Source organism: Acinetobacter sp. BY419 (assembly GCF_019038395.1).
Classification (GTDB): domain Bacteria; phylum Pseudomonadota; class Gammaproteobacteria; order Pseudomonadales; family Moraxellaceae; genus Acinetobacter.
Window position 1 is genome coordinate 63,946 of record NZ_JAGFXZ010000006.1, and the last position, 12,568, is coordinate 76,513.

A 12,568-nucleotide genomic window follows, 5' to 3' on the forward strand; every position below is an offset into this window, starting at 1 on the left:
ATTCAGAGCATGTTGCTGAAGTATCGATACATGATTTAAATGAAGCTGAAGAACCTCTAGAATTGCTTGAGCAAAATGAATTCGAGCTGAAAGCGGCAGATGAGCTGAATCTGAATAAGCGCTCAGCTGACTAAGCAGATAATAGAGTTGTTTTATTGAGTGTCTAATATCCCCGATACTGAGTATCGGGGATATTTTTTTGATTTCCACCCAACTCTATGCTGCAGTTGAAACCAACTGCTTTCGAATTCATAACGATATTATTTCTGTCGGAGACTCAATCAGTCAGATGATATCTAAAGCCGGCAATCCCATCAGCCAGCATTCTTATATGTTGGACACTGGCAACAATACTTTAATTACCGCAACCGACCTGGTATATCAGGTGGGCAATGAAATCTATACCCTGAGCATGCAAGAAGGCCGTGTGACAAGAATTATCTGGGATCGTTCTTGATTTATTGAAAATCAGCCAAAACTTATCTTCTACAAGCAGGTCACTGACCTGCTTTTTATTTGTCTTTTAACTGGTTTAGCTGTCCGTAGCCTCTAGATCTGGTTCACGGGTATATCGGTCTACCACGACGCTGATCATCATGTCACCCTGAACATTTACCACTGTACGTACGGTATCCAGTAAACGGTCGATCGGCAAAAGAATGGCAATCGCCTCGGCAGGCAAACCAACTGATTGCAAGACCATAATCATGGTCACCATACCAGCACTCGGAATTCCAGGTGCCCCCAGGGATGCAATCATTGCAGTTGCACAGACCACCAGCTGCTGCCCCAAACTCAGATCCAGCCCCATTAAATTGGCAATAAACAAGGCGGCAGCCGCTTCATAGAGTGCTGTGCCATCCATATTCAACTGTGTACCGAGTGGAATCACAAAACCTGCCGTATGTGGACGTACCCCTAAATTTTCCTGGGCGCATTTCATTGACAAGGGCATGGTAGCCGAACTGGAACTGGTAGCAAATGCTGTAATCAAAGCAGCTCGTGTGCCTTTAAAAAACGTGACCGGATCCATTTTACCAAAAATCCACAGCAATAAAGGCAAGACCACGATGCCATGGAAAATTGTGGTTCCGGTGACCACCGCAGCAAACTCAGCCAGACGACTCAATACCGAAAGATCTTCAGTGGCAATCAGCTTGGCCAATAAAGCAAAGATACCGAAAGGTGCCAGTTTCATGACCCAGCCAATCATCAACATCATGATTTCGAAAAACTGGAGACTCAGTTTGCGCACAGTCCGGAATTTGTCCCCACCTGCAACCAGTGCCCCACCCACAAATAGCGCAAAGACCACCACCGCCAAGACATTGCCATCCGAAAATGCTTTAAACGGATTGATCAGGGTATTTTGAATAAAGTTGGTGAAGAAAGAAGATGGCGTTAAGGTATCCGGGGTTTGATGTTGTGCCATGGCATCCTGGAACATCAGTACATCCACGCCCTTGCCTACATCAAACAGATGTGCACACGCCAACCCTAAAATAAGTGCCAAGGTGGTGGTGGTTACGCAGCACATCAGAGTGATTTTCCAGGTACGACCCAGTTGTCCCCCGGCCTGCAAATTGGAGACACCGACAACAATCGAAGTAAAAATCAGCGGGACTAACAGCATTTTTAATAAGCCAATAAAAATGCTGCTGACAATGCCGATGCCGTATAAGCTGACATCAAAAAATGAGGTTTGCGGAAATATCGTCAGTAGAAATCCAAACAGCACCCCGAATACGGCGGCAATTAAAATTTGCGTATTTAAACTCATTTTCATGCATTTTTAATATTGATCTTAAGCGGCACTATGCCATGCCGATTCTACAGAATCGAGTAATATTTTATAAATGCATCGTGACACCATGGCATTAAATGATGATTTTTATAGGACTTAAAAAAAAAAGCCGAATCTGGGATTCGGCTTTTTGGGCAAGAATAAAAACTATTGTGTTTCGATTTCACGCAAACGGATCAGACCTTCTTGAGACGTACTGCAGACCAGCTCTCCATTCTGCCACATCCGTCCAAAATTCAGCCCACGCGAACCAGCGCTCTGGGTCGCATCCATGTCATAGAGCATCCATTCATCGGCACGGAACGGTTTATGGAAGTACATGGCATGGTCAATACTGGCACATTGCAGGCTCGGCGAAATATAACTTAGACCATGTGGACGCAGCGCCGTGGTCATCAAGGTAAAGTCTGAATAGAAAGCAGCAATAGCCTGATGCAAAGAGATCTGATCCACTTCTGCAGCAATACGGTCATGCGTGCGGATATAGTGCGCATAAGACGGTGCTTCAGGTTGAGGCTGGAACGGGTTTTGCGGATTTACCGGGCGAATTTCCACATGACGATCACGGGTGAAAGATGCACGGACATTTTCCGGAATAAACTCAATCATTTGCTTGATCAGTTCTGCTTCATTTTTCAGGCTTTCTGCAGGTGGATATTCCGGCTCCGAAATCTGGTAATTCAAACCTTCTTCCTGATGCGCGAAAGACACCATACACATAAAAATGGTACGACCATGCTGAATGGCGCGCACTTGACGGCTGACAAAGCTCTTGCCGTCACGGATACGATCCACTTCATAAATAATCGGTGCGTTGACATCTCCACCAAACAGAAAATAGGCATGTAATGAATGCGCCGGACGGTCTGTGGTATAAGACGCAGCGCGTAGTGCCTGCCCTAAAACCTGCCCACCGAACACGCGCTTGCCCACCAGATTCCGGCTGATTCCCCGAAAAATGTTTTCTTCTAACTTTTCCAAGCTGAGCAGCTCGACCAGTTCCTGTGTTAAGGCATTCATAAGCAACCTACTTAATATTGGAGATATCCCAAAATGGAAAAACAGATCTAAATAATTAATCTGGAATATTCTGCCACAAAATCAGACCAAAACTCTAAAGATTGCATGACTGTTCTGTCATACTGATGTCATAAGTGACTAGGAAAAACATCTGCTTTCACGCTAAAATTGAACTACTTCTGTTGAAGTTGTTAAAAAAGATATATTGTTTCGCTTTAGAAACCCGCAAAATAAATCCCCTCAGAAGTCCTGTGGTTTTGGTCAGTAAAATTAGGAGCATCTATGTCCAAGAATGGCTTTGGTCAAATGTATCGCAAGCTTTCAAGTAAGTTACTTGATCTTGTGGTTACCCCTCATGTTCTTGGGGAAGTACCAAGTGAAGTGACAGCACCTGAATCTGATCAGACTGCAGCAGAATCTCGGAAGCTGGTCTGCTATGTTTTACAGAACCATTCGCGTAGTAATGCACTGGTCGTCGATGCAGAAACGCGCCGCTTAAAGTTGCCAGCTGCACTTGACCCAATGCAACTGGGAAACAGCAAGGAAAAAGCATCTCTGCTGTTTTTGCAGCATCATGATGAAAACAACCTGCTCAGTTCACCCCCGCATGCTTTTCCGCCACGCCTGTTACGCCTGATAGAAATCCTGGAACAGGATCCTGAACTGGATGTAGAACTGGTACCAGTAACGGTGCTTTGGGGGCGCGAACCGGAAAAAGAAGATTCCTGGTTTAAGCTGTTGTTTACCGATACCTGGTCTACCCCAAGCCGGGTCAAGCAACTGGTCAATATCGGCCTGCATGGTCGCCAGTCTTATTTAGAGTTTCACGAACCGCAATCTTTACGCGCTTTAATTAACTTTGCCAAAGAGACTTACCCCAATTCAGCACCGGCAACCTATATTGTCAGCAGCTTAAATGATTATCTGGATGGTCAGCGCGAAGTGATTCTCGGGCCGGATCTGTCCGACCGCCGCAATGTCATGCATGGCCTGATCAAATCACCAGATGTACAGGCTGCCATTCGCAATGACAGTCTTCGCAGTAAAATCTCGATGCTGGAATCCGAACGTCGTGCCATTGGTTATCTGAACGAAATCGTTTCCGATTATTCTCATTCTACCGTACGTTTCGCCGACAAAGCACTGACCCGCTTATGGACCCAGCTGTATGACGGCGTAGAAGTACATAATTTCAGTACCGTGCGTGAACTGGCCAAGGATTATGAAATTGTCTATACCCCATGTCACCGCAGTCATATCGACTATTTGTTATTGTCTTATGTGATCTATCGTCGTGGTTTGATGGTGCCTTATATCGCTGCGGGCGATAACCTGAATATGCCTTTTGTCGGGCAGATTTTACGTGGTGGCGGTGCCTTCTTTATTCGCCGTACTTTTCGCGGCAATGCACTGTATACCACGGTATTTAAAGAATATCTTTATAGCGTCCTGTCACGTAATACCCCGCTGGAATACTTTATTGAAGGTGGTCGTTCACGTACCGGTCGTTTGCTACCCCCAAAAACCGGGATGCTGGCGATGACCGTACATGGTCATTTACGCGGCAAGGCCAAGCCTATTGTCTTTGTACCAACTTATATCGGTTATGAACGTCTGATGGAAGGTGGTACTTATGTGGGCGAGATGAGTGGCAAGCCAAAAGAAGCCGAGTCTATTTTTGGTATTGTGAAAACCCTGCGCAAGATTGAACGCATTTTTGGCAAGGTGCATTTGAACTTCGGTAAGCCGGTATTTCTGGACGATATCCTGAAACAGCATGACGCAGAAAATATCAAGATCGAAAAGAATGATGACCCTATTCCACAAGCTGTTTCTGATGCGGTGAATAGCGCTGCTCAGGCCATTCTGGAAAACATCAATAGTGCGGTCGTGATCAATCCGGTATCGCTATTGTCTTTAATCTTGCTGGCCACACCCAAGCATACGCTGGATGAAGAAATCTGTATCAAACAGCTGGATACCTATCGTACCTTGCTTACCGCCCTACCTTATGATGAACGCATGCAGGTGACACCGCTGTCAGGCAAAGAAATTATTGCCTATGCGATGAAGCTGAAACTGATCAAGCGGGTTAAGCATGTACTGGGCGATATCATAGCCATTGAAGATAATCAGGCAGTTCTGCTGACCTATTTCCGTAATAATATTGTGCACACCTTTGTGCTGCCATCTTTGATTGCAGCCCTGGTTGAACATAACGGTACCATCCGCCGTCATGATGTCGTCAATATCAGCAGTACCCTGTATCCATTCCTAAAAGCCGAACTGTTTTTAAAATGGCATGAAGATGAAATTCAGGATCAAGTCAATGCCCATATTGACAACTTGATTTCCTCAAAACTGATCACGCAAGATGGTAAAAATCTGGTTGCATCAGCACCGAATACCGAAGCGTATCATCAGCTGGAAGTTCTGGCTGCACCAGTAACCCAAAGTCTGGAACGTTATTACATGACTTTGGCACTGATTACCCAGCGTGGTTCAGGCAATATTTCGACCCGTCAGGTTGAGGAATTAAGTTATCTGGTCGGTCAGCGCCTATCTGTGCTGTACGAGTTCAATTCGCCTGAATTCTTTGATAAAGCCCTGTTCCAGAGCTTTATTAAAGTCTTAACCCAAAAAGGTTATCTGTGCACCAATGGAGACAATGCAATTGTCTTTGACGAACAGCTGACCAACGTGGCGCAATATGCAGATCTGGTATTGGATGAAGTGAAATTGCAGATGCTGCATCACATTACCGCCTTTACCGATGAAGAACTCAAAGAAGTTCTTGATGCAGTTGCAGCTGAACACGCCAAGAAACGTGCGAAGCGGAAGAAGAAGTAATATCTTTTAAGCTCCTTCTCCCTCTGGGATGAGAAGTACTGCTTCGCAAGGGGATGAGGGAGAATGTTCAAAAAATCCTTCACCTCTCCCTGGCCCTCTCCTAAAAGGAGAGGGAACTCAGCTTTATTCAAGATGAATGGGGCTGCATCAACTCCAAATAATCCTGATAACAGTCTGGATGCTTTAATTCAAATCTCATTTTTTGCATTCGGGTTGCATAGAGCTTTTTACCCGTGACCTGCTCGCTCTCAACTTTAAGTAAAGGCAGTCCCATCTGCTGCTGAAACCATTGCAAGACTTCATGTAAAAGCTGCGGCTGGTTATTACTACAAATATAAGACTTTTCAGGATGTTCCACGTGAATCATCTGTGACAAGAAACGTGATAAATCTTCGATATGAATCCGGTTGGACCAGTGCAGATTCGGATAGCGGGTGGTAGATAGTGCCATTTTTTGTAAGCGCTCTACCGATGCTCCATAAATCCCACTTGGGCGAATGATGGTACATTTCTCAGGATAAGCCGCTAAATAAGCCTGCTCCATCTGATACAGGATTTCTCCTTGTACATCATTGGGCTGTATAGGCGTTTCATCATTTACGCTTTCTCCGGCATTTTGCCCATAGACCCGGGTTGATGACACTACCACAATCCGTTTCACCGGATGCTGTTTCAAGGCAGCAACAATCGGCTGGACCGAATCCAGGTAAGTCCGTTGATAACCATCGATACTACTCTGTTTCGGACTGAGTAATACATAGACCCAGTCAATCGGTGCGACCGTCGTTAAATCCAGATCATGCACATCCTGAATCAGATGAGTTGCAAATGAATCTGTTTTGGGACTTTGGCTAAGTGTGCTAATTTGATGCCCTTGCTCAAATAGTTGTTTAGCAACACGTCGGGATGTTTTACCATAGCCGATAAATAAAATATGCATTGAGCACCGAATCACGAATCTGGTTGAGGGGACATGGCTGCAGTCCATCAGTTACAAGGCGTTGGCAATGCCGCCGCTGCATTACTTGAAAAATTAAATATCTTCAATACTGATGATTTGCTTTTTCATCTACCACGTGACTATGAAGACCGTAGCACGATCATCCCCATGAATCAATTGAGCGTGGGGCGCAGTTATTTGCTGGAAGGCATCGTCAAAGGCGTGGATTTCCCGCCAGGTAAACGCAAGTCCATGGCGGTGCTACTAGATGATGATTGCGGTAAAGTGACGCTACGTTTTTATCATATTTATAAAGGCATCACCGATCGCTGCAAACTCGGTAACCGTTTAAGAATTTTCGGAGAGGTTCGGGTCGGTGCGCGCGGCCTGGAAATGTATCATCCCGAGCTGCAAGTCATTACTGAAGACACACCTTTACCTCAGACCCAACTCACCGCGATTTACCCTGCAACTGAAGGTCTGACCCAGCCAAAAATACGGGATTATATTCAGCAGGCCCTGGCTCAGTATAGCGATCATCTGCCGGAACTGCTGCCAGCAAAATTTAGCAATGGTTATGCGCTAAAACAGGCACTGGAATATATCCATCATCCGCCAGTCAATGCCAATATGCTGCAACTGGCACAAGGCTCGCATCCTGCACAGCAACGCCTGATTTTTGAAGAGCTGGTAGCACATCAGATCAGCTTATTGACCCGGCGTGCCTTTATTCAGCAGGTCGAAGCACCTTCTTTTGTACCAAGTAAAACCTATGCCAAACAGCTTTTAGCCGGTCTGGCTTTTGAAATGACTGATGCACAAAAACGCGTATCCAGAGAAATCGCGCAGGATTTAAAAACCAATAAACCAATGTTGCGTCTGGTACAAGGCGATGTCGGCGCCGGCAAAACACTGGTCGCCGGTGTAGCTGCCTGTCACGCCCTGGAAGACGGCTGGCAAGTGGCGTTGATGGCACCCACCGAAATTCTGGCCGAGCAGCATTATCTCAACTTTAAACGCTGGTTTGAGCCTTTGGGCTTAAATGTAGCCTGGCTTTCCGGCAAGCAGAAAGGCAAAGCCCGCGCCGCAGCGGAACAGGTGATTCGGGACGGGAGTGCCCACCTGGTAATCGGGACTCATGCCCTGTTTCAGGAAAATGTCGAGTTTGCCAAGCTGGGTCTGGTGATTATAGATGAACAGCACCGCTTTGGTGTGGACCAACGTCTTGCACTCAGAAATAAAGGTCTGGATGGCATGTGTCCGCATCAACTGGTAATGACCGCAACCCCGATTCCGCGCACCTTGGCCATGTCTGCCTATGGCGATCTGGATACCTCGGTGATAGATGAGCTGCCACCGGGTCGTACCCCGATTCAGACCGTAACCATTCCACTGGACCGGCGTGAACAAGTCCTGCAACGTATCGCCAGCAACTGTGCCGAAGGCAAGCAGGTCTACTGGGTCTGCACCCTGGTGGAACAGTCCGAAACTTTAGATGCCCAGGCCGCAGAAGCCACTTTCGCTGAAATTCGGGAGCGCTTTCCTGCATTAAATATTGGTCTGGTACATGGCAAAATGAAAGCCGATGAAAAACAGGCAGTCATGCAGCAATTTAAGAACAATGAATTGCAGTTACTGATTGCCACCACCGTGATCGAAGTCGGGGTCGATGTACCCAACGCTTCCATCATGGTCATTGAAAATGCCGAGCGCTTAGGGCTTTCACAATTGCACCAGCTACGTGGCCGGGTCGGTCGTGGTGCCAAAGCCAGTTTCTGCGCCCTGCTGTATAAGCATCCGCTGTCGCAAAATGGTCAGGAACGCTTAAGAATCATGCGTGAAACCAATGATGGTTTTATGATTGCAGAAAAAGATCTGGAATTGCGTGGCCCGGGGGAGCTGCTCGGCACCAAACAGACTGGAGACATGAATTTCCGTGTAGCTAAGCTTGAACGGGATGATCACCTGCTCAATCAGGCACATTATGTGGCTCAACAGATACTCAAGGATTATCCGGATCAGGCTGAAGCATTATTGCAACGCTGGCTACCGGAAGCACCACGCTATGCCTATGTTTAAACTACTGGAACATGGAAAATCCTGGCTGACTCGCCTGCAACCCTGCCAGCTGTGTCTGACTGATCATCAGGCCATCCATTCAGTCTGTCAGGACTGCTGGCAGCAATTGCCGTGGGTACATCAAACCATTCAACGTCAGGAAATGCAGTTCCAGGTCGCCTGCGACTATGCCTACCCGATGGACCGGTTGATTCAGCTGTTTAAATATGAACAGAAATTGCATTTGCAAAATTTACTGGCCGGTGCGCTGTTAAGTTTAGAATTGCCAAAAGTCACTGCGGTGGTACCGATGCCCATCTCGACTGAACGTCTGGCCGAACGTGGTTATAATCAATCTCTGGTGCTGGCCAAACATGTGGCGAAAAAACTCAATGTTCCCATCTGGCAACCTGTTAGTCGGCTGAAACAGCATTCACAAAAAGGCTTAAGCCGCCTGGAACGGATCGAGGATATCCAGTCACAATTTCAGATCAACACGTTTTCCAGAATTCGTTATCGACGCGTGCTGATCATTGATGATGTGGTGACCACAGGCAGTTCAATTCGAGCGCTCAGCCAAAAACTAGAAGAACTTGGCTGTCAGAAAATTTATGCAGCCTGTCTGGCAGGGGTGCAAATCTGAAAATTCACACCTGAGCGAGTAAATGGGACTTTACCCATGGAATGACAATTTCCGTGGTTAGGGGTGCCAGCAGGACCTCTTTTTCATCCAGATCCACCCATTTCATTTCAGCAATTTCAGCTCCAATTTTAGGCGCTTGATCCAGACTTACCCAATACACATAACTCACCAGTTGGTGATCAGGCTCATTGGCTGTCTGGGTTTCAAAGCGGCCAACAAATTGCTGAATCTCTGCCTGCACGCCAATTTCTTCCTGAATTTCACGCAACATCGTCGCTTCTGGTGCTTCATTCGGCTCCAGCTTGCCACCGACCTGCATAAAGCAGGAGGTTCCTTGCTTGCGAACCACCAGTAGTTGCTGCGCTTCATTTAAAATAATGGCTGCAGCCACCGTAATCACTTTCATTTATTTTCTACAACTTCATGCTGTGGGCGGCTTATTTTACAAGATCGGTCTGATCCGCCATACCCCATTTCGCTTCAGGCGGCTGATAACTTTCAAACTGGCACAAAATTTCATCCAGATCATCACTGACAATTAAAGCTTCGCTAAAGCGCGCCTTAGTAAACCCTTTCTCGGTGGTCATATGAATAAATTTAAGTAAATCATTATAGAAACCATCGACATTTAGAAAAGCACAAGGTTTTTGATGAATTCCCAGTTGTGCCCAGGTCCATTGTTCAAAGATCTCTTCCAGCGTTCCTGCCCCGCCCGGAATGGCAATAAATCCCTGTGCCAGCTCCGACATCCGGGTTTTACGCTCATGCATATTGCCCACCACATACAGTTTGGTAATATGCGGATGTGCCAGTTCACGATTGACCAGCTGTCTCGGAATTACCCCAATCACCTTGCCACCAGCAGCCAAAGCACTATCAGCGATAATCCCCATTAAACCAGAGCGACCACCACCATATACCAGCGTCTGATGCCTTGCTGCCAAGGTCTGGCCAACCTTTTCAGCTATCTGGGCATATAGAGGATCCGAGCCTAGTGCCGAACCACAAAAAATTGCGATCGAATTCATCATTTCATCCTCCAATTGACGCTATATTGTACGAAATCGCTGCAAGCGCGCTTTTTCCAAAAATAACTGCTTAATATCAGTGTTTTTATTCAATTCCTTGTCTAAAATACACCCATTCCAATTCACATACTGCGCCAGGGAGAAAAGACAGCATGCTTGAAGCCTTTTACGCCACAGAGCGCGGTAGCTTAGAAGATATCACGATTAATGGTGATTTCGACCTGCATCCAGATTTAGTATGGCTTGATCTGATTGCGCCTTCACAAGAAGAGCAGCAATGGATTTTAGATGCCTATGGGCAAAACTTGCCGACCTTAAAATCGCTGGAAGATATTTCCTCCAGTGCCCGATTTTACCGTGATGATGACGGTATTTTGCATGTCAGTACATATTTTTTAACCAAAAATAAAAACTATCAGGTTGAGAACGAAAACGACGATGAATCCAGCATGTTGGCGACGGTCCAAACCGTGGCATTCATTTTGCATAAGGACCGGCTGTTTACCTTGCGTGGCGAAAAGCTGGTGGCCTTTCGTGCCTTCCGTGCCCGTGCACGCCGTAATGATTATGAAATCGATTATAAAGATCCGACCTGGATTTTATTGGGCCTGCTCGAAGCCAAACTGGATGAGCTGGCCGACATTCTGGAAGATGTACATAAAGATTTAGAAAAATATTCCACTGAAGTATTGAATAACCGTCATCGTGAGCAAATTCTCGATCTGGATGACATGATTACCCGACTGGCCCAACTGGAGGATATGCTGGGTAAAGCACAACTCTGTCTGATCGACTTACGTCGTGTTCTGACTTTTTTGTCGCGCCCTCGTGCTTTAGGAAGTCATATTTATGATGCAGATATCCGAGAGTTGAGTGAAGATGTGCGCTCGCTGGTTGAACACGATGCCTTCCTGTTTCAGAAAGTGCGCTTCCTGCTCGACACCACGTCCGGATTCATTAACACTGAACAGAATGACACGATCCGTCGATTCTCGATTCTGCCAAGTATGCTTGCGCCCCCGATGCTGATCGCCAGTATTTATGGGATGAATACCGAGGTTCTGCCTTTCGCGCAAGGCTCAATGAGTTTTGTCATGGTCAGTATTATTTTGATCGGTTTTTTGATCGGTCCACTGATTTACTTTAGATGGAAGAAATGGATTTGAGCAAGCTTTGCAGCATTGCTTCAAAACGTAGCACAAGAAACGCGCTCTATTTTTTAAACACCTATTTGAAACCAATAAAAAAGCACCTTTCGGTGCTTTTCTGTTTACTGAATGATTTTTAAATCACCTTGGAGATGGCTGGCCTGAATGATATTCATCATTTTCCCAGGAACAGCTTTAAAGTGCAGTCCCTGTGCTTGCGGCGTCTGGCGCAACCAGCGCACCAGTACCGCCAAAGCCAAAGTACTGCCACTTTCAAGCCCGGCCAGGTTTACCACAAGCGGAAACTTGTTCTGTGACTGGATCACACGCAAACCATTTAAGTAGTAGTCCTGCGCATTGTTATAGTCAATCTTGCCTGAAACCTGCAACTCCTGATCCTTGAATACAATCACGGCTCACCTATTCGATTATTTCTTGTCGATTGCAGCTTCTGCATCTGGTTTAAAGTTGGCAATGGCTTTATCTATGTTACCGCCATTGCGTTTGACCGTCGCAGCAAACTGGTTACGGAACTGCAAACCTAGATCAATACCAGATACGTTGATATTACGGATTTTCCACTGTGAACCTTTGTCCACCAACTGGAACGCTACCGGAACTTTCTCGCCCTTGTTATTGAAATCAATGGTCACGACAGGGTTGCTGCTGCTGCTCGCCTTGTAAGGACGCACGCTATAAGTTTGATTGCTGAACTTGGAAAATGCAGAACCATAATTTTCAATCAGGGTTTCACGGAAATTCTTTTCGAACTGTGCACGCTGTGCGGCCGTACTATACTGATTGGTCGCATAGGTACCCATCACGATACGCGTGAAAGATTGCGAATCGATGTATGGATCCAGATTCTGGCGCACAATGGTTTTTACCAGTGCCGGATTATTTTGCAATTTCGCATTGTCAGCTTTGAGGCGCTCAATCAAACCATCTGCCACTTTTTTAATAAAAGCAGGTGGTGCTTCAGACGGTGCAGCAAACACTGTACCAGCAACCATTGTTGAAAGAATGCTTGCTGCAAGCGTTTGTTTTACTAAAGTCTTCACTGAAATCTCCTCAATC

The 12,568-nt window shown here is 46.2% G+C and carries 12 protein-coding genes; 5 read left to right on the forward strand and 7 right to left on the reverse strand.

The window, feature by feature from the left end:
* Positions 1-199: 199 nt before the first annotated feature.
* Positions 200-457, forward strand: a complete 258-nt coding sequence (locus KUG37_RS03960; protein ID WP_254202600.1) for a DUF2845 domain-containing protein — start codon at positions 200-202, stop codon at positions 455-457.
* A 75-nt stretch (positions 458-532) separates the two neighbouring features.
* Here the strand turns inward: KUG37_RS03960 and KUG37_RS03965 are convergent, their stop codons facing one another.
* The gene (locus KUG37_RS03965; RefSeq protein ID WP_216940194.1) at positions 533-1,780 is read right to left on the reverse strand and encodes a dicarboxylate/amino acid:cation symporter; all 1,248 of its coding nucleotides are present in this window, start codon (positions 1,778-1,780) and stop codon (positions 533-535) included.
* A 171-nt stretch (positions 1,781-1,951) separates the two neighbouring features.
* The gene (locus tag KUG37_RS03970) at positions 1,952-2,824 is read right to left on the reverse strand and encodes an acyl-CoA thioesterase II (RefSeq protein ID WP_216934538.1); all 873 of its coding nucleotides are present in this window, start codon (positions 2,822-2,824) and stop codon (positions 1,952-1,954) included.
* A gap of 282 nt (positions 2,825-3,106) precedes the next feature.
* Between KUG37_RS03970 and plsB the strand changes: the two genes are divergently transcribed.
* Entirely contained in the window at positions 3,107-5,674 is a 2,568-nt protein-coding gene (gene plsB / locus KUG37_RS03975; protein ID WP_216934536.1) for a glycerol-3-phosphate 1-O-acyltransferase PlsB, read from the forward strand.
* A gap of 127 nt (positions 5,675-5,801) precedes the next feature.
* Here the strand turns inward: plsB and KUG37_RS03980 are convergent, their stop codons facing one another.
* The gene (locus KUG37_RS03980; RefSeq protein WP_216934534.1) at positions 5,802-6,614 is read right to left on the reverse strand and encodes an NAD(P)H-binding protein; all 813 of its coding nucleotides are present in this window, start codon (positions 6,612-6,614) and stop codon (positions 5,802-5,804) included.
* A gap of 33 nt (positions 6,615-6,647) precedes the next feature.
* Here KUG37_RS03980 and recG point away from each other — a divergent pair, with 33 nt between their 5' ends.
* Positions 6,648-8,693, forward strand: coding sequence for an ATP-dependent DNA helicase RecG (gene recG / locus KUG37_RS03985; protein ID WP_216934532.1), 2,046 nt, complete (start codon positions 6,648-6,650; stop codon positions 8,691-8,693).
* Entirely contained in the window at positions 8,680-9,315 is a 636-nt protein-coding gene (locus KUG37_RS03990; RefSeq protein WP_216934530.1) for a ComF family protein, read from the forward strand. The genes recG and KUG37_RS03990 overlap by 14 nt, the downstream gene beginning before the upstream one ends.
* Positions 9,316-9,319: 4 nt before the next feature.
* On the opposite strand, the gene KUG37_RS03995 is transcribed toward KUG37_RS03990, so the two are convergent.
* Both KUG37_RS03995 and KUG37_RS04000 read right to left on the reverse strand, forming a co-directional pair.
* Positions 9,320-9,721 (reverse strand): NUDIX domain-containing protein, encoded by a 402-nt coding sequence (locus KUG37_RS03995; RefSeq protein ID WP_216934528.1) that lies wholly within the window; start codon positions 9,719-9,721, stop codon positions 9,320-9,322.
* A gap of 31 nt (positions 9,722-9,752) precedes the next feature.
* A complete protein-coding gene (locus tag KUG37_RS04000) occupies positions 9,753-10,343 on the reverse strand; it encodes a TIGR00730 family Rossman fold protein (protein ID WP_216934631.1) in 591 nt (196 codons plus the stop codon).
* Positions 10,344-10,495: 152 nt separating this feature from the next.
* Between KUG37_RS04000 and KUG37_RS04005 the strand changes: the two genes are divergently transcribed.
* Complete coding sequence (locus KUG37_RS04005; RefSeq protein WP_216934526.1) at positions 10,496-11,509, forward strand: CorA family divalent cation transporter; 1,014 nt, start codon at positions 10,496-10,498, stop codon at positions 11,507-11,509.
* Positions 11,510-11,613: 104 nt separating this feature from the next.
* On the opposite strand, the gene KUG37_RS04010 is transcribed toward KUG37_RS04005, so the two are convergent.
* Entirely contained in the window at positions 11,614-11,904 is a 291-nt protein-coding gene (locus KUG37_RS04010) for an STAS domain-containing protein (RefSeq protein WP_216934524.1), read from the reverse strand.
* Between the two features lie 15 nt (positions 11,905-11,919).
* The gene (locus KUG37_RS04015; RefSeq protein WP_216934522.1) at positions 11,920-12,552 is read right to left on the reverse strand and encodes an ABC transporter substrate-binding protein; all 633 of its coding nucleotides are present in this window, start codon (positions 12,550-12,552) and stop codon (positions 11,920-11,922) included.
* Positions 12,553-12,568 lie beyond the last annotated feature (16 nt).